The organism is Streptomyces sp. HP-A2021 (genome assembly GCF_022807935.1).
GTDB lineage: Bacteria > Actinomycetota > Actinomycetes > Streptomycetales > Streptomycetaceae > Streptomyces > Streptomyces afghaniensis.
Genome location: NZ_CP094344.1, coordinates 2,296,168 through 2,321,457 on the forward strand (window position 1 = coordinate 2,296,168; position 25,290 = coordinate 2,321,457).

The 25,290-nt window shown below is 71.0% G+C and carries 28 protein-coding genes and 1 pseudogene; 15 read left to right on the plus strand and 14 right to left on the minus strand.

All coding sequences use genetic code 11. The features are described 5' to 3' along the window. Window positions 1-141 precede the first annotated feature (141 nt). The 13 genes from MQE23_RS10540 to MQE23_RS10600 all read left to right on the plus strand — a co-directional run bounded on the left by MQE23_RS10540 (window position 142) and on the right by MQE23_RS10600 (window position 11,644). Entirely contained in the window at window positions 142-1,470 is a 1,329-nt protein-coding gene (locus MQE23_RS10540) for a hypothetical protein (RefSeq protein WP_243378982.1), read from the plus strand. A 44-nt stretch (window positions 1,471-1,514) separates the two neighbouring features. After that, window positions 1,515-2,087: a GNAT family N-acetyltransferase gene (locus MQE23_RS10545; RefSeq protein ID WP_020277783.1), complete on the plus strand. Its 573-nt coding sequence runs from the start codon at window positions 1,515-1,517 to the stop codon at window positions 2,085-2,087. Between the two features lie 126 nt (window positions 2,088-2,213). Then, window positions 2,214-2,297 carry a putative leader peptide gene (locus MQE23_RS43640; protein WP_310887545.1) on the plus strand — a complete coding sequence of 28 codons (84 nt, stop codon included), beginning with the start codon at window positions 2,214-2,216 and terminating at the stop codon, window positions 2,295-2,297. A gap of 129 nt (window positions 2,298-2,426) precedes the next feature. Continuing rightward, complete coding sequence (locus MQE23_RS10550) at window positions 2,427-4,124, plus strand: nitrite/sulfite reductase (RefSeq protein WP_020277782.1); 1,698 nt, start codon at window positions 2,427-2,429, stop codon at window positions 4,122-4,124. Next, entirely contained in the window at window positions 4,121-4,300 is a 180-nt protein-coding gene (locus MQE23_RS10555; RefSeq protein ID WP_020277781.1) for a hypothetical protein, read from the plus strand. The genes MQE23_RS10550 and MQE23_RS10555 overlap by 4 nt, the downstream gene beginning before the upstream one ends. Then, window positions 4,297-5,007 (plus strand): phosphoadenylyl-sulfate reductase, encoded by a 711-nt coding sequence (locus MQE23_RS10560; protein ID WP_020277780.1) that lies wholly within the window; start codon window positions 4,297-4,299, stop codon window positions 5,005-5,007. Before MQE23_RS10555 ends, MQE23_RS10560 begins: the two co-directional genes overlap by 4 nt. Before the next feature lie 26 nt (window positions 5,008-5,033). Then, a complete protein-coding gene (gene cysC / locus MQE23_RS10565) occupies window positions 5,034-5,597 on the plus strand; it encodes an adenylyl-sulfate kinase (protein ID WP_020277779.1) in 564 nt (187 codons plus the stop codon). After that, window positions 5,594-6,529: a sulfate adenylyltransferase subunit CysD gene (cysD, locus tag MQE23_RS10570; RefSeq protein WP_020277778.1), complete on the plus strand. Its 936-nt coding sequence runs from the start codon at window positions 5,594-5,596 to the stop codon at window positions 6,527-6,529. Before cysC ends, cysD begins: the two co-directional genes overlap by 4 nt. Before the next feature lie 2 nt (window positions 6,530-6,531). Continuing rightward, window positions 6,532-7,866, plus strand: a complete 1,335-nt coding sequence (locus MQE23_RS10575; RefSeq protein ID WP_020277777.1) for a GTP-binding protein — start codon at window positions 6,532-6,534, stop codon at window positions 7,864-7,866. 222 nt (window positions 7,867-8,088) lie between these two features. Continuing rightward, window positions 8,089-9,192 (plus strand): ABC transporter substrate-binding protein, encoded by a 1,104-nt coding sequence (locus tag MQE23_RS10585; RefSeq protein WP_020277775.1) that lies wholly within the window; start codon window positions 8,089-8,091, stop codon window positions 9,190-9,192. Window positions 9,193-9,227: 35 nt separating this feature from the next. After that, window positions 9,228-10,016, plus strand: coding sequence for an ABC transporter ATP-binding protein (locus tag MQE23_RS10590; RefSeq protein WP_037674564.1), 789 nt, complete (start codon window positions 9,228-9,230; stop codon window positions 10,014-10,016). Further along, the gene (locus tag MQE23_RS10595; protein WP_243378983.1) at window positions 10,003-10,899 is read left to right on the plus strand and encodes an ABC transporter permease; all 897 of its coding nucleotides are present in this window, start codon (window positions 10,003-10,005) and stop codon (window positions 10,897-10,899) included. The genes MQE23_RS10590 and MQE23_RS10595 overlap by 14 nt, the downstream gene beginning before the upstream one ends. Before the next feature lie 4 nt (window positions 10,900-10,903). Then, the gene (locus MQE23_RS10600; protein WP_243378984.1) at window positions 10,904-11,644 is read left to right on the plus strand and encodes a sirohydrochlorin chelatase; all 741 of its coding nucleotides are present in this window, start codon (window positions 10,904-10,906) and stop codon (window positions 11,642-11,644) included. A 39-nt stretch (window positions 11,645-11,683) separates the two neighbouring features. Here the strand turns inward: MQE23_RS10600 and MQE23_RS10605 are convergent, their stop codons facing one another. The 8 genes from MQE23_RS10605 to MQE23_RS10640 form a co-directional block, all read right to left on the minus strand. Continuing rightward, complete coding sequence (locus tag MQE23_RS10605; protein ID WP_243378986.1) at window positions 11,684-12,514, minus strand: GvpL/GvpF family gas vesicle protein; 831 nt, start codon at window positions 12,512-12,514, stop codon at window positions 11,684-11,686. Then, window positions 12,511-12,873, minus strand: a complete 363-nt coding sequence (locus MQE23_RS10610) for a gas vesicle protein (RefSeq protein WP_020277769.1) — start codon at window positions 12,871-12,873, stop codon at window positions 12,511-12,513. Before MQE23_RS10610 ends, MQE23_RS10605 begins: the two co-directional genes overlap by 4 nt. Then, window positions 12,870-13,121, minus strand: coding sequence for a gas vesicle protein GvpG (locus MQE23_RS10615; RefSeq protein WP_020277768.1), 252 nt, complete (start codon window positions 13,119-13,121; stop codon window positions 12,870-12,872). Before MQE23_RS10615 ends, MQE23_RS10610 begins: the two co-directional genes overlap by 4 nt. 1 nt (window position 13,122) lies before the next feature. Next, entirely contained in the window at window positions 13,123-13,842 is a 720-nt protein-coding gene (locus tag MQE23_RS10620) for a GvpL/GvpF family gas vesicle protein (protein WP_020277767.1), read from the minus strand. Continuing rightward, window positions 13,839-14,225, minus strand: coding sequence for a gas vesicle protein GvpJ (gvpJ, locus tag MQE23_RS10625; protein ID WP_243382571.1), 387 nt, complete (start codon window positions 14,223-14,225; stop codon window positions 13,839-13,841). Before gvpJ ends, MQE23_RS10620 begins: the two co-directional genes overlap by 4 nt. Window positions 14,226-14,359: 134 nt before the next feature. Further along, window positions 14,360-14,656 (minus strand): gas vesicle protein, encoded by a 297-nt coding sequence (locus MQE23_RS10630; protein ID WP_243378988.1) that lies wholly within the window; start codon window positions 14,654-14,656, stop codon window positions 14,360-14,362. Window positions 14,657-14,780: 124 nt separating this feature from the next. Next, window positions 14,781-15,155: a nuclear transport factor 2 family protein gene (locus MQE23_RS10635; RefSeq protein WP_020277764.1), complete on the minus strand. Its 375-nt coding sequence runs from the start codon at window positions 15,153-15,155 to the stop codon at window positions 14,781-14,783. Next, window positions 15,148-15,696: a DUF1697 domain-containing protein gene (locus MQE23_RS10640; RefSeq protein WP_020277763.1), complete on the minus strand. Its 549-nt coding sequence runs from the start codon at window positions 15,694-15,696 to the stop codon at window positions 15,148-15,150. The genes MQE23_RS10635 and MQE23_RS10640 overlap by 8 nt, the downstream gene beginning before the upstream one ends. A 350-nt stretch (window positions 15,697-16,046) precedes the next feature. Between MQE23_RS10640 and MQE23_RS10645 the strand changes: the two genes are divergently transcribed. Then, window positions 16,047-18,296: an MMPL family transporter gene (locus MQE23_RS10645; RefSeq protein ID WP_243378989.1), complete on the plus strand. Its 2,250-nt coding sequence runs from the start codon at window positions 16,047-16,049 to the stop codon at window positions 18,294-18,296. Window positions 18,297-18,352: 56 nt separating this feature from the next. On the opposite strand, the gene MQE23_RS10650 is transcribed toward MQE23_RS10645, so the two are convergent. Next, entirely contained in the window at window positions 18,353-18,673 is a 321-nt protein-coding gene (locus MQE23_RS10650; RefSeq protein WP_243378990.1) for a hypothetical protein, read from the minus strand. Between the two features lie 201 nt (window positions 18,674-18,874). On the opposite strand from MQE23_RS10650, the gene MQE23_RS10655 reads away from it, so the two are divergent. Then, a complete protein-coding gene (locus MQE23_RS10655) occupies window positions 18,875-19,825 on the plus strand; it encodes a zinc metalloprotease (protein WP_243378992.1) in 951 nt (316 codons plus the stop codon). 27 nt (window positions 19,826-19,852) lie between these two features. Here the strand turns inward: MQE23_RS10655 and mgt are convergent. From mgt to MQE23_RS10680, 5 genes and pseudogenes are all read right to left on the minus strand, one after another. Then, window positions 19,853-21,107: pseudogene (gene mgt, locus MQE23_RS10660) on the minus strand (macrolide-inactivating glycosyltransferase). Next, window positions 21,104-21,883: an ErmE/ErmH/ErmO/ErmR family 23S rRNA (adenine(2058)-N(6))-methyltransferase gene (erm, locus tag MQE23_RS10665; RefSeq protein ID WP_243378993.1), complete on the minus strand. Its 780-nt coding sequence runs from the start codon at window positions 21,881-21,883 to the stop codon at window positions 21,104-21,106. The pseudogene mgt and the gene erm overlap by 4 nt, the downstream one beginning before the upstream one ends. 264 nt (window positions 21,884-22,147) lie before the next feature. Beyond that, the gene (locus MQE23_RS10670) at window positions 22,148-23,422 is read right to left on the minus strand and encodes a sugar ABC transporter substrate-binding protein (protein WP_020277756.1); all 1,275 of its coding nucleotides are present in this window, start codon (window positions 23,420-23,422) and stop codon (window positions 22,148-22,150) included. Continuing rightward, window positions 23,422-24,255 (minus strand): carbohydrate ABC transporter permease, encoded by an 834-nt coding sequence (locus tag MQE23_RS10675; protein ID WP_243378995.1) that lies wholly within the window; start codon window positions 24,253-24,255, stop codon window positions 23,422-23,424. The genes MQE23_RS10670 and MQE23_RS10675 overlap by 1 nt, the downstream gene beginning before the upstream one ends. Then, the gene (locus tag MQE23_RS10680) at window positions 24,252-25,118 is read right to left on the minus strand and encodes a sugar ABC transporter permease (RefSeq protein ID WP_020277754.1); all 867 of its coding nucleotides are present in this window, start codon (window positions 25,116-25,118) and stop codon (window positions 24,252-24,254) included. Before MQE23_RS10680 ends, MQE23_RS10675 begins: the two co-directional genes overlap by 4 nt. Between the last annotated feature and the right edge of the window lie 172 nt (window positions 25,119-25,290).

Consider the following 25,290-nt stretch of genomic DNA (forward strand, 5'->3'; position numbering starts at 1 on the left):
GGGGTGCATCTTGCGCATATTTGCAAGGTCTTCGCCCCCCGCCCCGCCCACCTGCCGTAGCATCCTCTACGGGCCACCCCACCTGCTCCTCCGTCAACGTACGGACCACAAGGCGCAGTTGGCCCGCCTCGGGAGGACGTTATGAAGCATCGTGGCAGACACCGGCGGCGCAGGCGGGGCAGGGCGCTGCGTGGGGTCCTGGCCGGGACGGCACTCGCACTCACCGCCGCCGCCACTCTGATCAGCGCCTCGCAGGCCACGGTCGCCGACGCGCCCGGGGCTCTGAAGCCGATCGGTGCGTCCGCCGAGGCGGGGCGGCTGCCGCTGGCCGAGCACCGGGTGCCCGGGCGGTGGCTCGACCGGCTCACCTCTCTGATGGGCCGGCCCGTCGGTGCCGGCACGGTGCTGGACAGCGCCGACCGCACGCTGCGGAACGCGGACGGCTGCCCGGCCGCCGAGAAGCACACCCTGCCGGTCGAGCCGGCGGCCACGCGCGCGTACTGCTTCGACGGCGCCGACACCCGGGGCTGGCAGCCCGGCGCGGTCACCACCTCGGGCGACGCGGACGACGACGGCCGCTGGGGCCACAACCGTGTGATCCTCTCCGGCTGGACCCGCGGCGCCACCGCGGGCGGCTCCCTGGACGGCCCGGCCCCCGAGCAGGGCTTGGCCAAGGTCGCCTTCGTCGACGCGAACGACCCCGACCGGCTCCGCTACACCTGGGCGCTGCTGGCCGTCCCGGTGGACGGCGGGCGGGACTACCGGGGGCTGGTCTCCCCCCTGTCGGGCATGGTCTGGTATCAGGACAAGCTGCTGGTGACGACCCGCGAGGGCGACCGGGACGCGCTGTACGTGTACGACATGGACCGCATCCAGCGCGCCACGGTCGACTCCGACGCGGTCGGCCGGGTGCGGGGCGGCTGGTCGGCGTCCGGCTACCGGTACGTGCTGCCCGCGGTCGCCTCGTACGCCCTGCCCGACGGGGACGACGTGCCGCACCCGGCCGCCGTCTCCCTCGACCGCAGCACCACCCCCGACAGCCTGGTGGCGAGCGAGTGGGTGCCCGCGGACGGTGACCGGCGCACCCGGTTGTGGCGCTACGCGTTGAGCCGGGACCCGGCCCGGTCCGGCCTGCTCGCCACGGACTCCTCGGGACATGCGGACCCGGTCGAGGCGTACGAGACGAAGACGGCCGACGTGCGGGGCGTGCTGTCGTACCGCTCGGGCTGGTACCTCGACCGCGCGGCGGGCACGTCCGGCGGGCACGGGACGCTGTGGCGCCAGGACACGAAGGGCGCCCGGGCGACGGAGTGCGCGACGGACGAGACGCGCCACTGCTGGAGCGGCCGGTCGGGTTCCCTGTCCTACTGGGAGGAGACCGGTGAGGTCTGGTCCCAGTCGGGGCGGATGCTGTTCGCGCTGCCGCTGGCGTCGGTGGACCGGTCCCTGGGCCGATCGGCGGACCGGTAGGCCACGATCGACAGACCAGTGGGTCAGATGATTTTCTGGCCCGCATGACCACCATCGCCGTGACCACCTGGTCCCTGGAGCAGACCGCCCCGACCGACCTGCTGCCGGCCGCCGCGCCGGACGGGGACGTCCGGGTCGTCCGCTCCGAGGTGCCCTCGCCCGAGTTCAGCCGGTACCTGTACGCCTCGGTCGGCGGCGACATCCTCTGGACGGACCGGCTGAGCTGGTCGTACGCGCGGTGGCTCGAGCACCTTCAGCGGCCCGGCGTGGAGACGTGGGTGGCGTACGACCGGGGCACGCCCGCGGGCTATGTGGAGCTGGAGGCGCAGGACGACGCGGTCGTGGAGATCGTCTACTTCGGGCTGCTCCCCGCTTTCCGCGGCCGGCGCATCGGCGGGCACCTGCTGTCGTACGGCACGGCCCGTGCGTGGGACCTCGCGGACCGCTGGGCGGGACTGACGCCGACGAAGCGGGTCTGGCTGCACACCTGCAGCAAGGACGGCGAGCACGCGATGGACAACTACCAGCGCCGCGGCTTCAAGCTGTTCGACACCAAGGTCGAGGAGGAACCGGACGTCACCACTCCGGGACCGTGGCCTGGGGCGTTCCCCGTCTGACCTGGTCGGACACCCCGGGGCGGCCCGATGTGACCAAGGACACTCATGTCTTGGATAGCGAGACACGAGTGTCCGAATCTTGGACGAAGCTGGACTGTGTCCAGATCGCCGTGACACGCTTCCGTCATGCCTGGAACTGGGATTGCCTTGGTGAGTCGACGCCACGTCGACCTCGGCCGCATGTCCAGCGCCATCTGTCCGGCGCGCTGAGAGCACTCACGCAGCGCCCGACATCCCCCTTTTTCGTCGCATTCCCGCGCAATGACGCGCCCTATGCCCATGCGCCCGCACGCGCAGGTCAGAGCCGCTTTCCCGCCTGTCCCGAAGGACGTATCAACCATGGCCGCCACCCCGCAGAACCCTGCCGCCGCGACTCCCCGCCGCAAGGTGAGCCGTCACCGCGGTGAGGGTCAGTGGGCCGCGGGGCACCACACCCCGCTCAACGGCAACGAGCAGTTCAAGAAGGACGACGACGGTCTCAATGTGCGGACACGCATTGAGACGATCTACTCCAAGCGGGGCTTCGACTCGATCGACCCGAACGATCTGCGCGGCCGGATGCGCTGGTGGGGTCTGTACACCCAGCGCCGTCCCGGGATCGACGGCGGCAAGACGGCGGTCCTGGAGCCGGAGGAGCTGGACGACGAGTACTTCATGCTGCGCGTCCGCATCGACGGCGGGGCGCTGACCACCCGGCAGCTGAGGGTCATCGGCGAGATCTCGCAGGAGTTCGCGCGCGGCACCGCCGACATCACCGACCGGCAGAACGTGCAGTACCACTGGATCCGGATCGAGGACGTGCCCGAGATCTGGAACCGGCTGGAGGGCGTCGGCCTGTCCACGGTCACCGCCTGCGGCGACACCCCGCGTGTGATGATCGGCTCCCCGGTGGCGGGCATCGCCGAGGACGAGATCATCGACGGCACTCCGGCGCTGGAGGAGATGAAGCGCCGGGTGCTGAACAACAAGGCGTACTCGAACCTGCCGCGAAAGTTCAAGACCGCGATCTCGGGCTCGCCGGTGCTGGACGTCGTGCACGAGATCAACGACGTCGCGTTCGTCGGCGTCGTGCACCCCGAGCACGGCCCGGGCTTCGACGTGTGGGTCGGCGGCGGCCTGTCCACCAACCCCAAGCTGGGCGTGCGGCTGGGCGCCTGGGTTCCCAGCGACGAGGTCCCGGACGTCTACGAGGGCGTCATCTCGATCTTCCGTGACTACGGTTACCGGCGGCTGCGCACCCGGGCCCGCCTGAAGTTCCTCGTCGCGGACTGGGGCGCGGAGAAGTTCCGCCAGGTCCTGGAGGACGAGTACCTGGGCCGCAAGCTGGTCGACGGCCCCGCTCCCGAGCAGCCGGTCCAGCAGTGGCGCGACCACATCGGCGTACACCGGCAGAAGGACGGCCGCTTCTACGTCGGCTTCGCCCCGCGCGTGGGACGCGTCGACGGTGCGACGCTCACGAAGATCGCCGACCTCGCGGAGGCCCACGGCTCCGGCCGGGTGCGCACCACCGTCGAGCAGAAGATGATCGTCCTCGATGTCGAGGAGGACAAGGTCGAGTCGCTCGTCGAGGGCCTGGAGGCGCTCGACCTGACCGCCCGGCCGTCCTCGTTCCGGCGCGGCACCATGGCCTGCACCGGCATCGAGTTCTGCAAGCTGGCCATCGTCGAGACCAAGCAGCGCGGCTCGCAGCTCATCGACGAGCTGGAGCGCCGTATGCCGGACTTCGACGAGCCGATCACCATCAACCTCAACGGCTGCCCGAACGCCTGCGCCCGTATCCAGGTGGCGGACATCGGTCTCAAGGGCCAGCTGGTCGTCAACGACAAGGGCGAGCAGGTCGAGGGCTACCAGGTGCACCTGGGCGGCGCGCTCGGCCTGGAGGCGGGCTTCGGCCGCAAGGTGCGCGGCCTGAAGGTCACCTCCGACGAACTGCCCGACTACGTCGAGCGCGTCCTGAAGCGGTTCCAGGCGGAGCGCGAGGACGGCGAGCGGTTCGCCACCTGGGCGGCCCGGGCCAGCGAGGAGGCCCTGTCGTGAGCGAACGAGCGGCCCCCTTCTACTGCCCCTACTGCGGTGACGAGGACCTGCGTCCGCACGAGGACGGACACGGCGCGTGGGAATGCGCGGCGTGCAACCGAGCCTTTCAGCTGAAGTTCCTCGGGCTGCTGGCCCAGGGGCTGAAGCGATCCGACACCGGAGGGGCGAAGATATGACCACGGTTCAGGAACAGCGCACGGCAGAGGAGCTCAAGGCCCTCGCCGAGCAGGCGGGCCGCGACCTGGAGGACGCCTCCGCGCTGGAGATCCTCCAGTGGGCGGCCGAGACGTTCGGCAAGCGCTTCTGCGTGACCTCCTCCATGGAGGACGCGGTCGTCGCCCACCTGGCCTCCCGGGCGATGCCGGGCGTCGACGTCGTCTTCCTCGACACCGGCTACCACTTCGAGGAGACCATCGGCACCCGCGACGCGGTCGACGCCGTGATGGACGTCAACGTCATCACGCTCACGCCGCGCCGGACGGTCGCCGAGCAGGACGCGGAGTTCGGCCCGAAGCTGCACGACCGCAACCCCGATCTGTGCTGCGCCATGCGCAAGGTGGAGCCTCTGGAGCGAGGCCTTAAGGACTATCAGGCCTGGGCGACCGGTCTGCGCCGCGACGAGTCCCCGACCCGGGCGAACACCCCGGTGGTCGGCTGGGACGACAAGCGCCAGAAGGTCAAGATCTCCCCGATCGCCCGCTGGACCCAGGACGACGTGGACGCCTACGTCACCGAGCACGGCGTCCTGACGAACCCGCTGCTGATGGACGGCTACGCCTCCGTCGGCTGCGCCCCCTGCACCCGCCGGGTCCTTCAGGGCGAGGACGCGCGCGCCGGCCGCTGGGCGGGCCGCAGCAAGACCGAGTGCGGGCTGCACGGATGACCGCGCCTCAGACTCAGACTCCTCAGATGACTCAGACGATTCAGGAGACCGACGTGACGACCGGAGCCACCGTCTGGCTCACGGGTCTGCCGAGTGCCGGCAAGACCACCATCGCCTACGAGCTGGCCGGCCGGCTCCGCGCCGAGGGCCACCGCGTCGAGGTGCTCGACGGCGACGAGATCCGCGAGTTCATCTCGGCGGGCCTCGGCTTCAGCCGCGAGGACCGGCACACCAACGTGCAGCGCATCGGCTTCGTCGCCGAACTGCTCGCCCGCAACGGCGTGCTCGCCCTCGTCCCGGTCATCGCGCCGTACCAGGACAGCCGCGACGCGGTGCGCAAGCGGCACCAGACGAACGGCACCGCGTACGTGGAGATCCACGTGGCGACTCCGGTGGAGGTGTGCAGCGAGCGGGACGTGAAGGGCCTGTACGCCAAGCAGGCCGCGGGCGAGCTCAAGGGGCTCACCGGGGTCGACGACCCGTACGAGGCACCCGAGTCGCCCGACCTGCGCATCGAGTCGCAGAACCAGACCGTGCAGGAGTCCGCGGCTTCCGTGTTCGCCCTGCTGACCGAAAGGGGACTGGCATGACGACCGTCGCCACCGTTTCCGAGGAGACCGACAGCCCGTACGCGCTGTCGCACCTCGACGCCCTCGAGTCCGAGGCCGTGCACATCTTCCGCGAGGTGGCGGGCGAGTTCGAGCGGCCGGTGATCCTCTTCTCCGGCGGCAAGGACTCCATCGTCATGCTGCATCTGGCGCTGAAGGCCTTCCGGCCGGCGTCGGTGCCGTTCTCGCTGCTGCACGTGGACACCGGGCACAACTTCCCCGAGGTCCTCGACTACCGCGACCGCACGGTAGAGAAGCACGGGCTGCGGCTGCACGTCGCTTCCGTGCAGGACTACATCGACCGCGGTGTGCTCAAGGAGCGCCCGGACGGCACCCGCAACCCGCTGCAGACGCTGCCGCTGACGGAGAAGATCCAGGCGGAGAAGTTCGACGCCGTCTTCGGCGGCGGGCGCCGTGATGAGGAGAAGGCCCGGGCCAAGGAGCGGGTGTTCTCCCTGCGCGACGAGTTCTCCCAGTGGGACCCGCGCCGGCAGCGCCCGGAGCTGTGGAACCTCTACAACGGCCGGCACGCCCCGGGCGAGCACGTCCGCGTGTTCCCGCTGTCCAACTGGACCGAGCTGGACGTGTGGCAGTACATCGCCCGCGAGGGCATCGAGCTGCCGCAGATCTACTACGCGCACGAGCGCGAGGTGTTCTCCCGCAGCGGCATGTGGCTGACCGCCGGCGAGTGGGGCGGGCCGAAGGACGGCGAGACCGTCGAGAAGCGCCTGGTGCGCTACCGGACCGTGGGTGACATGTCCTGCACCGGCGCGGTCGACTCCGACGCCGACACCATCGAGAAGGTGATCCTGGAGATCGCCGCCTCCCGGCTCACCGAACGCGGCGCCACCCGCGCCGACGACAAGATGTCCGAGGCCGCGATGGAAGACCGCAAGCGCGAGGGGTACTTCTAGAGATGAGCACCATCACCACCGAGGAACTCTCGGAGACCACCCTGCTGCGGTTCGCCACCGCCGGCTCCGTCGACGACGGCAAGTCCACCCTCGTCGGGCGACTCCTGCACGACTCCAAGTCGGTCCTGACCGACCAGCTGGAGGCCGTCGAGCGCGTCTCCGCGAGCCGTGGCCAGGAGGCCCCGGACCTCGCGCTGCTGACCGACGGTCTGCGCGCGGAGCGGGAGCAGGGCATCACGATCGACGTGGCGTACCGCTACTTCGCCACGCCCCGGCGCCGGTTCATCCTCGCCGACACCCCGGGCCATGTGCAGTACACCCGCAACATGGTCACCGGCGCTTCCACCGCCGAGCTGACGGTGATCCTGGTCGACGCCCGCAACGGCGTCGTCGAGCAGACCCGCCGGCACGCGGCCATCGCCGCCCTGCTGCGCGTGCCGCACGTGGTCCTCGCCGTCAACAAGATGGACCTGGTGGGCTACGAGGAGAAGGTGTTCGCCGCCATCGCCGAGGAGTTCACGGCGTACGCGACGGAGCTGGGTGTCCCCGAGGTCACCGCGATCCCGATCTCCGCCCTCGTCGGCGACAACGTGGTGGACGCGTCCGCGAACATGGACTGGTACGGCGGCCCGACGGTGCTGGAGCACCTGGAGACGGTGCCGGTCGCGCACGACCTGAGTCACTGCCACGCGCGGCTGCCCGTGCAGTACGTGATCCGGCCGCAGAGTGCGGACCACCCGGACTACCGGGGTTACGCCGGTCAGATCGCGGCCGGTTCCTTCCACGTCGGCGAGCAGGTCACCGTGCTGCCGTCGGGCCGCTCCACGAAGATCTCCGGTATCGACCTGCTCGGTGAGCCGGTCGACGTCGCCTGGACCACCCAGTCGGTGACCCTCCTGCTGGAGGACGACATCGACATCTCGCGCGGCGACCTGATCGTGCCCAGCAAGGACGCGCCGCCGACCACCCAGGACATCGAGGCGACCGTCTGCCATGTCGCGGACGCCCCGCTGACCGTCGGCCACCGGGTGCTGCTCAAGCACGGCACCCGCACGGTCAAGGCGATCGTCAAGGACATCCCCTCCCGCCTCACGCTCGACGACCTGTCCCTGCACCCGCACCCGGGACAGCTCGTCGCCAACGACATCGGCCGGGTGAAGATCCGTACGGCCGAGCCGCTGCCGGTCGACTCCTACTCCGACTCGCGCCGCACCGGCTCGTTCATCCTGATCGACCCGAACGACGGCACCACGCTGACCGCGGGCATGGTCGGCGAGTCCTTCGCCTCCCCGGAGCCGGTCAAGGACGAGTCCGAGGACGACGGGTGGGACTTCTGACATGAACTCCCCCGACTTCTACTCGATGTTCGCGAAGGAGGGCGGCCGCGTCGGCAGCGGTGCTCTCGGCAGCGGGCAGGGCGGAGTGGCGCGATGTGTGTGCTGACGTACGCGCACCGCTTGCGCGCCCTCACCCCCCACCGCCGTAGACGAAAACCTGCCGACCTCCCGGCCACGACCTGAGAGACCGTGACCGCCGGGCCTCCGAGAGGAAACCCTCCCGTGCCTGCATCATCCGCTCTGCGCCGATCCTTCGCGGTACTGGCCGCACTGCCCCTGCTCACGCTGGCCGCCTGCGGCTACGGCTCCCAGGCCAAGGACGACGGCACCGCCAAGGTCGCCGCCGGGGCCAAGAAGATCGAGGGTCTCGACACCGTCAAGATCGGCTACTTCGGCAACCTCACCCACGGAACCGCGCTGGTGGGCATGCAGAAGGGCTTCTTCCAGAAGGCGCTCGGCGCCACCAGGGCCGAGCCCGCGCTCTTCAACGCGGGGCCCTCCGAGATCGAGGCCCTCAACTCCGGGTCCATCGACATCGGCTGGATCGGCCCCTCCCCGGCCATCAACGGCTACGTCAAGTCCCAGGGCAAGAACCTGCGGATCATCGGCGGTTCGGCGTCCGGCGGTGTCAAGCTGGTCGTGAACCCGGACAAGATCAAGTCCCTGAAGGACGTCAAGGGCAAGCGGATCGCGACCCCGCAGCTCGGCAACACCCAGGACGTGGCGTTCCTCAACTGGGCCGCCGACCAGGGCTGGAAGATCGACCCGCAGAGCGGCAAGGGCGACGTCACGGTCGTGCGCAGTGACAACAAGGTCACCCCCGACGCCTACAAGTCCGGCTCGGTGGACGGTGCGTGGGTGCCGGAGCCGACCGCGTCGAAGCTGGTCGCCGAGGGCGGCAAGGTCCTCCTCGACGAGGCGTCGCTGTGGCCGGACAAGAAGTTCGTGATCACGAACATCATCGTGCGGCAGGAGTTCCTCAAGAAGTACCCGAAGGTCGTCGAGGCCGTGCTGAAGGGTTCGGTCGAGACCAACAAGTGGATCAACGCCAACCCGGACGCGGCGAAGGCGGCGGCGAACGAGCAGCTGGAGGCGGACTCCGGCAAGGCGCTGCCCGCTGATGTGCTGGACCCGGCGTGGAAGTCGATCCGGTTCACCGACGACCCGCTGGCTTCCACCCTCAACACCGAGGCCGAGCACGCCGTGAAGGCCGGGCTCCTGCAGAAGCCCGACCTGAAGGGCATCTACGACCTCGCGCCGCTGAACAAGGTCCTCAAGGCCGAGGGTGAGCCCACGGTCGACGACGCCGGTCTCGGCGCGAAGTAAGCCCGGTTCCCGAAGAGTCCCAGGAGGTGACGACCATGGCCACGACCCTCGCCAAGGCCGCCGACGGCACGGAGGCGGCCACCCACGCCGCCCGGATCGAGCACGTCTCGAAGTCGTTCGCGGGCCCCGCCGGGCAGCAGCTCGTCCTGGACGACATCACCCTCGATGTCGCGCCCGGCGAGTTCGTCACCCTCCTGGGGGCCTCGGGCTGCGGCAAGTCCACCCTGCTCAACCTGGTGGCGGGCCTGGACCGGCCCTCCGCCGGCGAGATCAGCACGGACGGCCGCCCGGCCCTGATGTTCCAGGAACACGCCCTGTTCCCGTGGCTGACCGCCGGCAAGAACATCGAACTCGCCCTGAAGCTCAGCGGTGTGCCGAAGGCGGAGCGCCGCGAGCGGGCGGAGCGGCTGCTGGAACTCGTCCGGCTCAAGGGCGCGTACGGCAAGCGGGTGCACGAGCTGTCGGGCGGTATGCGCCAGCGCGTGGCGCTGGCCCGCGCCCTGGCCCAGGAGAGCAAGCTCCTGCTGATGGACGAGCCGTTCGCCGCCCTGGACGCCATCACGCGGGACGTGCTGCACGACGAGCTGACCCGTATCTGGCGCGAGACGCAGGTGTCCGTCCTGTTCGTCACGCACAACGTGCGCGAGGCCGTCCGCCTCGCCCAGCGCGTGGTGCTGCTGTCCTCCCGTCCGGGCCGCATCGCCCGCGAGTGGACGGTGGACATCGAGCAGCCGCGCCGCATCGAGGACACCGCCGTGGCGGAGCTGTCCGTCGAGATCACCGAAGAACTGCGTGGGGAGATCCGCCGTCATGGCCAGCACTGACACGACGACGACCGTCGACAAGGACGGCAACGATCTCGCCGGTCTGGAGGCGGGTCTCGACGCGCTGGAGACGCGGCAGACCAGCCGCAAGCCGTTCCGGCAGACCCTCACCGAGAAGATCCTGCCGCCCGTCCTCGCCGTCGCGCTGGTGCTGGCGGTCTGGCAGGCCCTGGTCTCCTTCAAGGTCGTCGACGACCCGACCAAGCTGCCCGCCCCCTCGGCGGTGTGGGACGTCGTCCACCAGGCCTGGCTCCAGGGCGAACTGCTCGGCTACATCTGGACCAGCGTCTCGCGCGGTCTGCTCGGCTTCTGCTTCGCCCTGGTCATCGGCACCCCGCTCGGCCTGCTGGTGGCCCGAGTGAAGTTCATCCGCGCGGCCATCGGCCCCATCCTGTCCGGCCTGCAGTCCCTGCCCTCGGTCGCCTGGGTCCCCCCGGCCGTCATCTGGCTGGGCCTGAACAACTCCATGATGTACGCCGTCATCCTGCTCGGCGCCGTGCCGTCCATCGCCAACGGCCTGGTCTCCGGCGTCGACCAGGTGCCCCCGCTGTTCCTGCGCGCGGGCCGCACCCTCGGCGCGACCGGCCTGAAGGGCACCTGGCACATCGTCCTCCCGGCCGCCCTGCCCGGCTACGTGGCGGGCCTGAAGCAGGGCTGGGCGTTCTCCTGGCGCTCCCTGATGGCCGCCGAGATCATCGCCTCCTTCCCCGACCTCGGCGTCGGCCTCGGACAACTCCTGGAAAACGGCCGCAACGCCAGCGACATGGCCATGGTCTTCGAAGCCATCCTGCTCATCCTCATCGTCGGCATCGCCATCGACCTGCTGATCTTCAGCCCGCTGGAGCGGTGGGTGCTGCGCAGCCGCGGTCTGCTGGTGAAGTGAACCCGTGATCAACAAGCCTGTCCTCCTCGTCATCGCGCACGGCAGCCGCGACCCGCGGCACGCCGCGACGGTGCATGCCCTGGTACGCCGGGTCCGCTCCCTGCGCCCCGACGTACGTGTGGAAACGGGCTTCCTGGACTTCAACGTGCCCTCGGTGCAGGGGGTGCTGGAGTCCCTGGCGGTCCAGGGTGTCCGGGACGTCGTGGCCCTCCCCCTCCTGCTGACCCGGGCGTTCCACGCGAAGGCGGACATCCCGGCGGTCCTCGCGGATGCACCCCCACAGCTCCGTATCCGCCAGGCGGAGGTCCTGGGCCCGTCGCCCCTGTTGCTCTCCGCCCTGGAGCGCCGCCTGCACGAGGCGGGCCTGTCCCCCGCCGACAAGTCCTCGACCGGGGTCGTGCTGGCCTCGGCGGGGTCCACCGACCCGGAGGCGATCGCAGTGATCGCAGAAATCGCGCGGGAGTGGCGGCACACCGGTTGGTGCGCCGTGCGGCCTGCGTTCGCCTCCGCATCTCTCCCCCGCACGGAGGACGCCGTCCGGGAACTCCGGGCCCTCGGCTGCGCCCGGGTGGCGGTCGCCCCCTACGTCCTCGCTCCCGGCTTCCTCCCGGACCGCATCGCGCGGGGCGCGGCTCAGGCGGACGTTCTGGCGGACGTACTGGGGCCGGCGCCGGAGGTGGCCCGGGTGGTGCTGGAGCGGTACGAGGCGGCTCGGGTGCCGGCGTTGGCGGCTGCGAGTGCCTGAGGGAGAAGCGGCCATCAGGGCAGGGGCCCCGACGGGCCCTCACGCGGCAGGTTCCGGCTCCGGCTGGAGTGCGAAGGAGTAGGGGGCCCACGGGCCGGTGACCTCGACGCGGAGGCCGGGGACGCCCTCGGCGGCCGCCAGTAGGGCGGCGCGGAAGGCGTCAACGCGGTCGGCGGGGACGAGGTAGGCGTCGTTGCCGACGTTGGTGCCGGGGGCCGGTCCCGCGAGGCTTCCGCGTTGCGGGGTGTGTGCGACGCGGTCGACGGCGAGGGTGCCGGCCGTCCGCGTGAGGTGTGCGGCGGCCTGTGCGACCGTACGCCAGGCTTCCTCGTTTCTGCGCTGTCTGCGGCGGCGGATCGACAGGTAGGCGCGGCCGACGCCGAGGCCGGTGGGCGTTTCCGGTCCGGTGCCGGAGTCCGGCTCGGGTGGTGTGATGTCGGGTGTTGCGTAGATCTTGACGCCGAGTTCGACGTGGCCGGTCAGGCGGTCCAGGAGGGACAGGAAGTACGCGCGGCGGGTGTCGAGGGCCTGCCGGGCGCGGTCCTCGTCGGGGTAGACGGTGGCCAGGCGCAGGGGCAGGACGGCGGTGCCGCTCGCGACGAGCGCGGCGACCACGGCGTGGTGGGAGCGGACCGTGGACTCCATCCAGTCCAGGTCGTCGAGGTGGGCCTTGAGGGGCGCCTCGTCGTAGACGGCGGCCGGGACGTGGCCGACGGCGAAGGCCAGCCGGGAGGTGGGGTCGACGGGCGCCACGAGGTGGATCGGGTCGCCGGCGACGCCGCGCACGGCCGTCACCGCCGCGGCGGCCTCGGGGGTGCGGCGCAGGACCGCGTAGACGTAGACGACGTTCGGGTCGGTCGGGTCGGTCATGGCTCCGGCCTCCTGTCGGCCGCCTTGAGGGCGGCGATCTCGGCGCGCAGTCGTTCGTTCTCGTCGGCCAGGGACCGCTCGGGGCGGGCGGCGCGGGAGGAGAGGGAGGGATCGTGTTCCCACCAGTCGATGCCCATCTCCTTCGCCTTGTCGACGGACGCGACGAGCAGGCGCAGCTTGATGGTGAGCAGTTCGATGTCGAGCAGGTTGATCCGGATGTCGCCGGCGATGACCACGCCCTTGTCGAGGACGCGTTCGAGGATGTCGGCGAGGTTGGCGCTCTGGGCGCCGGGCCCGTGGTCGTAGGGGGAGGGAAGGCGGGGCGGCCCGGTGAGTCCGCCTGTTGCCGGATGGGTCATGGTCGCAGGGCTCGTCTCCGGGCGGTGATCTCGTCGAGTCGGTCCAGCAGTTCGTCCTCGCGGCGGTCGTACTCGTCCTCGTCGACGCGACCCTCCAGCAGGGCCCGTTCCAGGTCGACGAGGGCCTGCCGGACGGGGGCCGGGTCGTAGTACTGCGCCTCGGCGGCTGCCTGGAGCTGCTCGGCGGCCCAGAGGGTGGTGCGCAGGGGCGCGAGCGGGAGGGTGAGGATGCCGGTGAGCAGACCCATGTCAGGCGGCGAAGCTGTAGGGGGGCAGGGGGCCGCGCAGCCGGAAGTCGTAGGCGGCGCCGTAGTCCTGGGCCAGGCGCCGGCCGGCCGTGGTGAACTCCTCGGCGCGGGCGCGTTCGACGAGGAACGACACGTTGAGGAAGTCGTCCTTGGCCGGGTCCGCCACGACGCTGGATCTGGCGAGTCCGGACAGCCGTCCGACGATCTCCTCGGCCTGCCGCCGCTGCCGGGCGTCGACCTGCCGGGCGACCAGTTCGCCGAGGGCGAGCCGGTCCTCGTAGCTGCCGGTGCCGTCGCGGGTGCACCGGTTGAGCCGGCGGGCCTCCTCGGACGCGTCGAGCACCTCGCGCAGCAGGTCGTCCTGGTCGCGAGCGGCCTTGAGGTTGAACTCTGCGGTGCCGTGCAGTTCGCCGAGCCTTCGGGCGTAGGCCTGGCCCTGCTCCTCCAGGGCCGTCCTGACGGCGGTGTCGTCGGGGGCGAGCAGGCCGAACCGCATGGGCAGGACCGAGCCGTCGGCCATGAGCCGTTCCTGGAGTTCCTGGTGGGCGGCGAGGTCGCGCCGTTTGGGACGCAGGTCGGGGGGTGCGGCGCTGACCACGGCGGCGAGCGGGCCGTGGACGACCACGCGCGGGGGGTCGTCGGTCCCGCCGACGGTGCGCAGGCCGTCGAGCCGCAGGGGGTGGTCGGAGCGGGTGACGGCGTAGACGTAGACACCGCTCACCGCTCTTCCTCCCTGCCGTCCTTGTCGTCGCGGTCGAAGATGTCGCCGATCGCGTCGATGGCACCGCCGATCGCTCCGCTGGTCTTGCCCCGGGCGCCGCTCTCGACGAGGTTGCCGACTATGTCGGTGAGCTTGTCGGGGGCCTTGCGGCCGGACTCGAGGTCGAGGCGGTTGCAGGCCTCGGCGAACCGGAGGTAGGTGTCGACGCTCGCGATGACGATCCGTATGTCGATCTTCAGGATCTCGATGCCGACCAGGGAGACACGGACGAACACGTCGATCACGAGTCCGCGGTCCAGGATCAGTTCCAGGATGTCGAAGAGGCCGCCGGTCCCCGAGCCGCTGGAGGTGGTGGCGGGTTGCGTCCCGCCGGTGTGCGTCATGACGGTCACGGTGCGATTCCTCTCGCGAGACTCGTTCTCGTGCCGCCCGTAGGTACGGGGGTGGCGGCGGGCGTGTTCACGCAGACACCGAAAACGGGTCCCGCGGAGGGGAGTCGAGAGCAGCAGGAGGCGCGTCAGCGGCCTCGGTCGAGTTGGCCGCGGGCGTACCGGCGCACCCGTTCGTAGCCCAGGAGCCGGCCCTCCGGGTCGAGGGTGACCTGGTAGGTCGCCATGATGGTCATGGTGTCGGGGACCCGCTCCAGTTCCACGACCTCCACGTCGGCCGTCCAGCCATCGGGCGTCAGGCGGACGGCGGTGACGGAGTCGGGGGCCGTGCCGAGCAGTTCGGCAAGCTGGGCCGCCGCGCCGCGCATGGCCTGGACGGCCGTCGTACGACCGGATGGAGTCGCCTGGTCATCGGTGCTCGTCATGGTCCTACCGTGCCAAGGCCCCGGTTCGTGCGGGGGTGTTTCGGCCAAACGTCCGGGGTCGTCGGCCAAGGGACCGTCCCGGCCGGGATCACGTCGTACCCGCCCTGCCTCGGCGACCGGAAGGTCACTCCTGCCGCTCGCTGAACGGCGTCGCCTGGTGGAAGTACAGCAGCCATCCGTCCTCGGTCCGCCGCCACAGCGAACTGCGGTGGGCGTGTCTGCCGTCGTACTCGGTGTCGAAGGTGAGGTGGACGAGATCGGGGGCCAGCCGTACGCCGCGCACCTGGGAGGTGACGACGGGCGGCGACTCGAGGTCGGTGGTCTCGGCCAGGGCGGCCATGATGGCGGCCCGGCTCCAGTGCCGCCCGGAGGCGCCGAACTCGTGGAAGTCGGGGTGCAGCAGCGCCCCGACCCGTTCGGGCGAGCGGCGCACGTCCGGGTCGAGCAGCGCCAACTCGCCCTCGACGGCGGCCTCGACGGCCGGGTCGTGTTCAGGCACCCGTGAGCTCCACCAGCTTGACGACGGTGTTCCAGTTGCGGGTCGTGGCGATGACGCCCTTGTTGATGCGCGGCTTCGAGAGGTGTTCGGCCAGCTTGGAGCGGCCCAGGCCGTTCGGGGCGTACAGGTACAGGGCGCGGTCTCCCAGGCGGAACTCCTCGGGGAGGTAGGCGGATTCGTCGATCTCCGCGAAGCGCTCGGGGGTCACGGGGGCGGAGAAGTAGGTGACGTGGAGCTGCTTGGGTTCCAGGTCGGCGGCCGGGAACGGGCAGGCGTCGGCGATCGCCTTCAGATAGGCGTGATCGCGCACGATCACGTCGACGCCGAAACCGAAGTGCTTCTCGACGGCGTGCCCGATCTCGGCGGCCAGCGACTCCTCGTCACCGTGGCCGGAGGCGAACACGGCCTGGCCGCTCTGGAGGTACGTCCGTACGTCCTCGTGGCCGAGGCCTGTCAGGAGTGTGCGCAGGTCCGCCATCGGGACCTTTCTGCTGCCGCCCACGTTGATCCCGCGCAACAGTGCCGCGTACGTCGTCGTCATCCGCTCACCATAAGGCGGCCGTCGTGCCCCGTGGGGGTGGGCACGACGGCCGGTGGGCGACTGCCCGAGCCCCGTAAATTACTCACCGGTCACTGTGAGGCACAACCTTCTGCTCAGGATCCACACACCCGAGGAGACCGGTATGTCACCCTTCGGGTCCCGATATGTGTAAGGGGCCACCGCCCGTCGCCGTCCTCCTCAGTGGGGAGAGAACGCGGGCCATGGGGATGAGGTCCTGCCCCGCGACTTCGCCGGGCAGCACGACGTGGCGGCTTTATCCGGCCCATACCTTCGATACGAAAGGGGTCGGCAGGGGGCCGCCCCCGCATCACGAGGGGGGCAAGCCCGTCATGGGGAACGGAGAAGCACGGGTGCGGGGCCTGGCCGCCCGGGCCGGCGGCTGGAGCGCCCGGCACCGATGGGCTGCCGTCGGGATCTGGGTGCTGTTCGTCGTCCTGGCGACGGGGCTCGGTTCGACGGCGGGCCGGGTCGACGTCAAGGACAGCGACCAGCTGAAGGGGGAGACGCACACCGCCGCGAAGATCATCGAGGACGCCGGCATCGACGAACCGGCCGGCGAGACCGTGCTGATACAGGCCAGGGGCTCCGGTCCGAAGGCCACCGACGCCGAGTTCCGGGACGCTGTCACGGACGTGGTCCGGGCCGTCGAGGGGACCGGCCGCGTCACCCACGTGACCTCGCCGTACGACACGAAGACCATCTCGAAGGACGGGCGCAGCGCGCTCGTGCAGTTCGACATGCGCGGCGAGCCGGACACCGCCGGTGAGCGGGTCGAGCCGGTGCTGAAGGCCGTGGAGGGCGTCCAGGAGGACCACGGGTCGCTGCGGATCGAGGAGATCGGCGGCGCCAGCATGATGAAGACGTTCGCCGACGCGTTCGGGGACGACTTCAAGAAGGCCGAGTACTCCGCGGTGCCGGTGGCGTTCGGCATTCTGCTCATCGCCTTCGGTGCGCTGGTGGCGGCGCTGCTGCCGGTGGCGCTGGCGCTCACCGCGATCATGGCGACGATGGGCCTGATGGGGGTGGTCAGCCACGCGGTGCCGATGACGGACGCGGCGAACTCCGTGATGCTGCTCGTCGGTCTGGCCGTCGGTGTCGACTACTGCCTGTTCTATCTGCGCCGCGAGCGGGAGGAGCGCGCCGCGGGCCGGGACGCGCAGACGGCGCTGCGGATCGCCGCCGCGACCAGTGGCCGCGCGATCGTGGTCTCCGGCGTCACGGTGTGCGTGGCCATGGCGGGCATGCTGTTCACCGGGCTCGCCGAGTTCGAGGCGATGGGCCTGGCCTCGCTGATCGTGGTGGCCGTGGCCATGGTGGGGTCCGTGACCGTGCTGCCCGCGCTGCTGTCGCTGCTGGGCGAGCGCGTGGAGAAGGGCCGTATCCCGTTCCTGCGCCGGCGCGGGAAGGGCGGCAACGGGGAGAGCCGGTTCTGGACGGTCGTGCTGCGGCGGGTGCTGGCCAAGCCGGTCGTGTCCGTCACGGTGGCGACCGGAGCGCTGCTCGCCATCGCGGCTCCCGCGGTCGGCATGAAGACCCAGAACCTCACGCTGGACCAGGAGTTCGGCGACTCGCTGCCGATCGTACAGACGTACAACCGGCTCAACGAGGCCTTCCCGGGCGGCTCGGACCCGGCCCAGGTGGTCGTCAAGGCGGACGACATCAACGCGCCCGAGGTGCGGTCGGCGCTGGCCGACTTCCGTGAGCGGGCGGTCGGTTCGGGTGCCTCGCGCGGCCCGGTGGAGATCGAGCTGCACGACGCGCAGAACCTCGCGGTCGTGTCCGTCCCGCTGGTCGGCGGCTCCGACCTCGACAAGGCGGGCGCGAGCCTGGACAAGCTGCGCGACGACGTGCGGCCCGCCACGCTGGGCAAGGTCGACGGCGTCGAGGCCCCGATCACCGGGCAGGTCGCGGGTTCGAAGGACTTCAACGACCAGTTGGCGGGAGCCGTCGTCCCGGTCTTCGCGTTCGTCGTGGTCTTCGCCTTCGCGCTGATGCTGCTGTCGTTCCGCTCGCTGACCGTCGCGCTGACGTCGATCGTGCTGAACCTGCTGTCGGTGGGCGCGGCCTACGGCATCCTCGTTGCGGTCTTCCAGCACGGCTGGGGTGCCTCGCTGGTGGGGGCGGAGGGCGTCGGCGCGATCATCACCTGGCTGCCGCTGTTCCTCTTCGTCATCCTGTTCGGCCTGTCGATGGACTACCACGTGTTCGTGGTCTCCCGGATCCGCGAGGCGCGGCTGCGGGGTATGGCGACGAAGGACGCGATCCGGCACGGCGTGGTCACCACGGCCGGGGTCGTCACCAGTGCCGCGGTGATCATGGTCGCCGTGTTCGCGATCTTCGGGACGCTGTCCATGCAGTCCATGAAGCAGATGGGCGTCGGCCTCGCGGCCGCGGTGCTCATCGATGCGACGATCATCCGGGGCGTGCTGCTGCCGGCGGTGATGGCGCTGCTCGGGGAGCGCAACTGGTACCTGCCCAAGTGGCTGAACCGGCTGCCCGACCTCACGCACGACGAGACGCCGCAGGCGGTCGCGGGAGGGGCGGCGCGGGACGACGAGGGCGAGCCCGTCAAGGTCTGATCGCTCCCCGTGGCCGTGTACAGGGCCCGCCGGTTCCGGGGGAACCGGCGGGCCCTTCAGCCGGTGAGCCGCCGCACGTGCAGTACGTCCTCGTCGCAGCGCAGGATTTCCAGCTCCCGGTCCGGGCGGGCGCCGCCGAAGGTGAGCGCGATGTGACGGTCCGACACGAGCCGCCAGCGGCCGGGCACGGCGCCGGGAGCGTCACCGCGTCCCAGTGGATGGTCCACGTACGCGCCGTCGGGCGCGAACTCCATACCGCGCCGCCCGCGCGCCGGCGGGAAGGGGTGGTCGTCCGGCCGGTACACCCGTACGTCGTCGTGGTCCTCCTCGTAGGAATGGACCCACGAGCGGAACAGGCCCGATGGGGGCTCACTCATGATTCGGGCCACCTCGCTCACCCATAGCCGTCCAAATTGCCGGTTTTGTACCTGAGTGGCTAGGATTACCAGTGTATGGGTTCGGAGGGAACGGGCAACCGACCGCTCCGACGGCGCCGCCCGGCCCCCCAGCGCGTGTCACACGCGCCCTTCCGCAGCCGCGAACGCGCGGCACACCCCCAGCTCCCCCGAGGGACAGACATGTCCGATGCGCAGTCCTACCATCGCGTCACCTCCGCCGACTACAGCCGCTGGTGCGGTGCCATGGAGGTGCACCGCAGACTCCTCAGCCTGAACCCCGAGTACGCCGAGAACCGGGCGCAGATCGAGAACGCCGCGTTCACCTACGAGCACTTGGAGACGGCCACCGCCCGGCAGAGCCTCGTCGACATCCCCGTCGTCGTGCACGTCGTGCACAACACCCCCGAGCAGAACGTCAGCGACGCCCAGATCCACAGTCAGATCGAGGTGCTCAACCAGGACTTCCGCGCGAGCAACCCGGACGTCGGCAGGGTTCCCGAGGCCTGGCAGGAGCTCGTGGCCGACGCGCGCATCCAGTTCCACCTCGCCCGGACCGACCCACTGGGCCGCCCCACGGACGGCATCACGCGGACCCCGACCTCGACTCCGGCCTGGGACACGGACGACCTGGTCAAGTTCAGCCTGAGCGGCGGTCACGACGCCTGGCCCGCGGACGTCTACCTGAACCTGTGGGTCTGCCAGTTGCGCCGCGGACTGCTGGGCTACGCCCAGTTCCCGGGCGGCGCCGCCTCCACGGACGGAGTGGTCGTCACGCACACCGGCTTCGGGACCACCGGCACCGCCACCGCGCCCTTCGACGGCGGCCGCACCGCCGTGCACGAGATCGGGCACTGGCTGAACCTGCGGCACATCTGGGGCGACGACGACGAGGGGTGCAGCGGCAGCGACTTCGTCTCGGACACCCCCAACCAGGGCGGGCCGAACATGGGTTCACCCGACTTCCCCCATGTGTCGTGCGGCAACGGACCGAACGGCGACATGTTCATGAACTACATGGACTACACGGACGACGCCGCGATGTTCATGTTCACCAAGGGCCAGGCGGCGCGCATGGACGCCGCTCTCGACCACGCCCGCATCACCCTCACCCGCCAGGCCGTCACGGTGTGACGGACCGGCGGGCGACGGCCGCCCCGACTACCCCTGGCGCGTGTGCAGTTCGGCCTCGATGAGGTCGGCCGCGCGCCGGGTGCCGCCCTCCTGGGCCAGCTCCGCCTGGATCTCCTTGAGGCGGCGGGCGACCTCCGGGTCGTCGACGAGGGCGAGGGCCGTCTCGCGCAGGGCCTCGGCAGTCGCCTCCTCCGTCGGGAGGTACCGGGCGACACCGAGGCCCTGGAGCATCTCCGCGTTGCCGAACTGGTCCACCGCCTGCGGTACGGCGATCATCGGCGTGGCCGTGGCCAGCCCCTCCTGGCTGCCGCCCGCCCCGGCGTGCGTGACGAACAGGTCGGCCTGCTTCAGGATCGCCAACTGCGGTACCCAAGAGCGCACTTCGACGTTCGCGGGGACCTCACCGAGCTCGGCGGGGTCGACGTGGTTGCCGATCTGGAGCACCAGGTGCCAGCCGGGCAGGTCACCGAACGCCCTGACGCACTCGCGGTAGAACCCGGGCTGCTTGGTGAAGGCGGAGCCGAGCGAGACGAGCGCGACCTTCTCGGCCCCCGCCGGGCGCTGCCAGTCGCCCTCGGCGGTGCGGTCGCCCTGGCAGGCCCCGACGAACGTGTGCACGGTCGCGTCGACCCGGTCCGCGTTCGGCTGGAGCACCCTGGGGATCAGGACGACGGAGCGAGCGGGATCGGCGGCGAACCGGTCGGGGTGCCAGGTGATCCCGTTCTCCCCCAGCCAGGCCTGGAAGCGGGCGTAGTAGGCGCGGCCGCGCTCGGTCTGCCTGGGCTCCGCCCACATCGGCTCCCAGACCTCCTCCATGTACCCCTCCCAGGCGACGATGTTCGGCGACAGGGAGACCGCCGGGACGCCCCAGCGGTGGGCGAGCACGCGAGCCGGGTACGAGCTGATGTCGTACAGCACGAGGTCCGGCTCGTCACCCTCGTACGCCTCGATCAGCTGCGGGAGGGCCTGGATCGCGTCGTCGAGGAACGGCTCCACGTTGTCCAGCAGCGTGCTCCCCCAGGCCTCCGGGTCGTCGTCGGGCGAGGGCAGCGTCGAGTTCCACGGCTTCACCTCGGCACCGGTGTCCGCGACCTTCTCCGCGAAGGCCGGCGGGATCGCGTAGGTCACACGGTGGCCGCGCGCCACGAGCTCGCGGATGACCTCCAGACTCGGGTTCACGTGGCCGTGGGCGGCGATGGAGAACATGGCGATATGAGCGCGACTGGTCATGCGTCCGACCGTACGCGAGACGAGACGTCTCGTGCAACCATTTTGAGTTCAGCGGGTCAGCTCCGCGTGCAGCCGCAGCCACCGCTCCGGCGCCACCTCGCCCACCAGTACGCCCGGGTCCAGGCGTGCCGCCCGGAACGCCGCGTCCACCCGCCGCCTCGGATGGGCCCGCCGCAGCGACGCGCGCAGTGAACCGCCGGCTCCGCAGAAGCCCAGCTCCACCAGATCGAGCCAGCTCCGGTACCCGGCGGCGTCGAGCAGCGGGGGCTCACGCCGCTCCACGCGCAGCACCCCGGCGTCCACGCGCGGCACGGGCCGGAAGCAGTGCCTGCCGACGCGGCCCAGCAGCCGCCACTCGTAGCGGGGCCAGGTCCGCACCGTCAGCAGCGTCCAGCTGCCGTAGTCGCCGGTGCGCTTACGGGCGTACTCCAGCTGGGTGAGCAGCGTGGCGTCGGTGAGGGCGGGGGCGCGCAGGCACCAGTCGACGACGGCAGCGGTGCGGGAGAACGGCACGTTCCCGGCGACCGAGAAGGGCGTGCGCGGCGGGTGTGCGGCCAGGAAGTCCCCGCCGACGACCCGCACCTGCGGGGTGCCGGAGAAGCGGCCGCGCAGCACGGACACGAGCCGCGGGTCGATCTCGTACGCGCGCAGCTCCCGGCAGCGTCGCGCCAGCGGGGCGGTCAACGCGCCTTTGCCCGCGCCGACTTCGAGCAGCAGCGGGACCGGCCGGGCCCGCGGGGCGGCGAGCCGGGCGAAGCGTTCGGCGGTGGCGCGGTCGGCGAGGAAGTTCTGCGAGAGCGCGCGAGAGGCAGCGGTGGGGCGGGCCATGGCCTGCGGTCCTTGTCTTCCGTGAGGGATTGAGGGCAGCCGAAGGCCCCGACCGGAAGACAGAGGAGACAGAAGAGATGAGACGCCGGGCTCAGAGGCTCAGCGGGCGTGGCTCCCCGGGCCGGTCAGGGCTCCGGGGCCGCTGCGCACGCGTGCGGCGTGCGGGCAGCCCCGGCCGTGACCGGAGATGCAGATCGCGTTGATTCCCACGGGCAACACGCTAGGCGCTGCCGGTGACGACGCTCAACGGGATTTCGCCGGGGTTCAGCGCTGGTAGCGCGCCAGCACCAGGTTGCCGTCCTCCTCCAGGCGTTTTCGCAGCTCACGGATGCCGATGGCCCCGCTGTAGTACTCCTGGAGGGCCGGGGTCGCCACCTTGTCCTTCCACTCGGGGTAGCCCCGTACGGTCTGTGCGGGCGCCGGGCGCAGGTGGGCGGCGAGCGCGGTGCCCGTGGACCAGCCGTGCTCGGGGGTGCGCAGGGCCGGGTCGTGCAGCGCCCGGGTGCCGGTCGGCAGCATCCAGTCGCCGAGGGCGAGGCGGACCATGTTCCGCGGCCGCAGCAGGAAGTCGATGAAGGCGGCTGCCTCCTTCTTGTGCGGGGAGTCCTCGGCGACGGACAGCGTCTGCGGGCTGACGCCCTGGGTGAGTCCCCCGGCGCCGGCCGGGGCGGGCAGCACCTGCCATGCGAAGCCCTTCGGGGCCTGCTGAACGATCTGCTGGCGGTAGGAGAAGCCGAGCGGGACCATCGCGTACCTGCCGCCGAAGAAGCCGGGCAGGGTGTCGGAGCCGCCGCTGCCCAGGGTCGTGGGTGAGGCGCTGCGGTCGGTGCCGGCCTGGGCGTGGATGGTGCGCGGCACCACCTGGTCGGCCGCCTCGAACCGGACCGTCACCTTGCCGTCGGCCCCGCGGTGGAAGAGCTGCCCGCCCGCCGACAGGGAGAGGTTGAGCGTGGCGGAGACCGGTTCCTTCAGGGGCCAGGCGATGCCGTACTTCCCCCGGCCGCTGAGCCGTTCGGTGATCCGGCGGAACTCGGCCCAGCTCCACGGTTTCTCGGGGGTCGGGATCCGTACGCCGGACCGCTTGAGCCACTTCGCGTTGGCGATCAGCACGCGCGGTTCCTGGAGGAACGGCACACCGTAGATGCCGTCGCCGAAGGTGGTGGTCTCCCAACTGCGCCGCGGGATGTCCGACTTCAGCCGGGCGGGCAGCAGATCGGTGAGGTCGGCGAGGTAGCCGCCGTGGGCGAAGTCGGCGAGGTCGTCGGAGGCGTCGTGGATGATGTCGGGCGCCTCGCCGCCCTCGAAGGCGGTCAGGAGCTGGTCGTGGACGCTGTCCCAGCTGCCCTGGACGTACTCGACCCGGACGCCCGGGTGGGTGGCGTTCCACTCCCTCACCAGTTCCTTGTTGGCCTCGACCGACTCCTCCTGCCAGGCCAGGGACTGGAAGCGCAGGGTGATCCGGCCGTCGTCGCGGGTGCCGCCGGAAGAGCAGCCGGCGAGCAGCAGCAGGAGGACGAGGGCCAGCAGGCGTGCGCGCATCAGCTCTTCACCGCCCCGGTGAGCATGCCGCCCGTGATCCGCCGCTGGATGATCGCGAAGACGACCAGCGAGGGCAGCGTCGCGAGGAACGCCGCCGCCGCGAGCGGGCCGAGGTCGGCGACGCCCTCGGCGCCGATGAAGTGGGTGAGCACCACCGGAAGGGTCTGCTTCTCCGGCGTCTTCAGCAGCACGAGCGCGAAGAAGAACTCGTTCCACGCGGTGATGAACGCGAACAGCGCGGTCGCCACGATGCCCGGCGCGAGCAGGGGAGCCGTCACCGACACCAGCGTCCGCACCCGGCCCGCCCCGTCGACCGCGGCGGCCTCCTCCAGCTCGGGCGGAAGCGCCCGGACGTACTCGGCGAGCATCCACAAGGCGAACGGCAGCGCCCACACCACGTACACCAGCACCAGCCCCGGCACGGAGTTGATCATGCGGAGGTTCTTCAGCACCAGGAACAGCGGGATGATCAGCAGCACGAACGGGAACGCCTGGCTGACCACCACCCAGCCCGTCACCGCCTTCGCGAGCCGGGTGCGGCGCCGGGCGACGGCGTAGGCCATGGGCGTCGCGATCAGTACGGCGACTACCGCCGCTGCGAGCGCGGCGAGCAGGGAGTTGAGGGCGGCGTGCAGCAGCGGCTGTTCGTCGAAGGCCTGCCGGAAGTTGGCGAGGGTGGGGTCCTCGGGGATCCAGGTCGGGTGCAGGCTGCCCAGCTCGCGCGGCGGTTTGAACGCGGTGGAGACCAGCCAGAGGAACGGGAAGGCCAGGAAGACGAGGTAGGCGAGCAGCGCGGTGTACTGGCCGACGCGGGCCGGTGTGCTGGTCCTCATGCGTCGTCACCTCCCCTGAGGCGGCCGGCGAGGAAGACGGCCAGGGCGATCGAGATCACGGCCACCATCACGCAGCCCATCGCCGCCGCGTAGCCGAACTGCCCGTAGCGGAAGGCCTCTTCGTACGCGAAGAGCATGGGCAGGCGGGTCCGGCCGCCGGGACCGCCGCTGGTGAGGACGTAGACCAGGGCGAAGGAGTTGAAGTTCCAGATGAGGTTGAGTGCGGTGATGGCCAGGGCGATGGGTCTGAGGGCGGGCCAGGTGACCGTGCGGAAGCGGCGCCAGGCGCCCGCGCCGTCGACCGCCGCCGCCTCGTGGAGTTCGCGCGGGGTGTTCTGGAGTCCGGCGAGCAGCGCGACCGTCGTCTGCGGCATGCCCGCCCAGACGCCGACGACGATCACGGCCGGCAGCGCGGTGGCCGGCCCGCTCAGCCAGTCGCGGCCGCCGCCGAAGCCGAGGTCGCGCAGGGTCTCGTTGAGGATGCCCGCGTCCGGGTTGTAGACGAGCCGCCACATGATGCCGACGACGACCTCGGGCATGGCCCAGGGGATGATCGCCAGGGCGCGGGCCAGCCAGCGCAGCCGCAGGTCCTGGTTGAGCAGCAGGGCGAGTCCCAGCGCGAGCAGGAACTGCGGCACGGTCACCCCGACCGCCCACACCAGCCCGATCCGGAACGACTCCCAGAACAGCGTGTCCTGCAGCAGGTCCCGGAAGTTGAGGCCGCCGATCCACTGGGTCGGCTCGGTACGGCCCGACTGGGCGTCCGTGAAGGCCAGCAGGATCCCGTACAGCAGCGGCCCGACGCTGAGGACGAGGATGGGGAGCAGGGCGGGCAGCACCAGGAACCAGGCACCGTGGTCCACGGCCCGCCGGGGCCGGCCCCTGCCGGGCTTGTGCCCGGCAGGTCCCCTCGGTGGCGAAGGGGGTGAAACCTCGGTCACCGATGTCACGGAATCATCCCCTTTGACGGCTCGGCCGGCCAGGTCATGGTCGTGAAGGCGTTCTGCCTCGTCAAGGCACCGCGCACGCCGCCCG

Coding starts and splice junctions, on each gene's coding strand:
- MQE23_RS10540 (WP_243378982.1), top strand. CDS start 142: ATGAAGCATCGTGGCAGACACCGGCGGCGCAGGCGGGGCAGGGCGCTG.
- MQE23_RS10545 (WP_020277783.1), top strand. CDS start 1,515: ATGACCACCATCGCCGTGACCACCTGGTCCCTGGAGCAGACCGCCCCG.
- MQE23_RS43640 (WP_310887545.1), top strand. CDS start 2,214: ATGCCTGGAACTGGGATTGCCTTGGTGAGTCGACGCCACGTCGACCTC.
- MQE23_RS10550 (WP_020277782.1), top strand. CDS start 2,427: ATGGCCGCCACCCCGCAGAACCCTGCCGCCGCGACTCCCCGCCGCAAG.
- MQE23_RS10560 (WP_020277780.1), top strand. CDS start 4,297: ATGACCACGGTTCAGGAACAGCGCACGGCAGAGGAGCTCAAGGCCCTC.
- cysC (WP_020277779.1), top strand. CDS start 5,034: ATGACTCAGACGATTCAGGAGACCGACGTGACGACCGGAGCCACCGTC.
- cysD (WP_020277778.1), top strand. CDS start 5,594: ATGACGACCGTCGCCACCGTTTCCGAGGAGACCGACAGCCCGTACGCG.
- MQE23_RS10575 (WP_020277777.1), top strand. CDS start 6,532: ATGAGCACCATCACCACCGAGGAACTCTCGGAGACCACCCTGCTGCGG.
- MQE23_RS10590 (WP_037674564.1), top strand. CDS start 9,228: ATGGCCACGACCCTCGCCAAGGCCGCCGACGGCACGGAGGCGGCCACC.
- MQE23_RS10595 (WP_243378983.1), top strand. CDS start 10,003: ATGGCCAGCACTGACACGACGACGACCGTCGACAAGGACGGCAACGAT.
- MQE23_RS10605 (WP_243378986.1), bottom strand. CDS start 12,514: ATGACCGACCCGACCGACCCGAACGTCGTCTACGTCTACGCGGTCCTG.
- MQE23_RS10610 (WP_020277769.1), bottom strand. CDS start 12,873: ATGACCCATCCGGCAACAGGCGGACTCACCGGGCCGCCCCGCCTTCCC.
- MQE23_RS10615 (WP_020277768.1), bottom strand. CDS start 13,121: ATGGGTCTGCTCACCGGCATCCTCACCCTCCCGCTCGCGCCCCTGCGC.
- gvpJ (WP_243382571.1), bottom strand. CDS start 14,225: ATGACGCACACCGGCGGGACGCAACCCGCCACCACCTCCAGCGGCTCG.
- MQE23_RS10630 (WP_243378988.1), bottom strand. CDS start 14,656: ATGACGAGCACCGATGACCAGGCGACTCCATCCGGTCGTACGACGGCC.
- MQE23_RS10640 (WP_020277763.1), bottom strand. CDS start 15,696: ATGACGACGACGTACGCGGCACTGTTGCGCGGGATCAACGTGGGCGGC.
- MQE23_RS10645 (WP_243378989.1), top strand. CDS start 16,047: ATGGGGAACGGAGAAGCACGGGTGCGGGGCCTGGCCGCCCGGGCCGGC.
- MQE23_RS10650 (WP_243378990.1), bottom strand. CDS start 18,673: ATGAGTGAGCCCCCATCGGGCCTGTTCCGCTCGTGGGTCCATTCCTAC.
- MQE23_RS10655 (WP_243378992.1), top strand. CDS start 18,875: ATGTCCGATGCGCAGTCCTACCATCGCGTCACCTCCGCCGACTACAGC.
- erm (WP_243378993.1), bottom strand. CDS start 21,883: ATGGCCCGCCCCACCGCTGCCTCTCGCGCGCTCTCGCAGAACTTCCTC.
- MQE23_RS10670 (WP_020277756.1), bottom strand. CDS start 23,422: ATGCGCGCACGCCTGCTGGCCCTCGTCCTCCTGCTGCTGCTCGCCGGC.
- MQE23_RS10675 (WP_243378995.1), bottom strand. CDS start 24,255: ATGAGGACCAGCACACCGGCCCGCGTCGGCCAGTACACCGCGCTGCTC.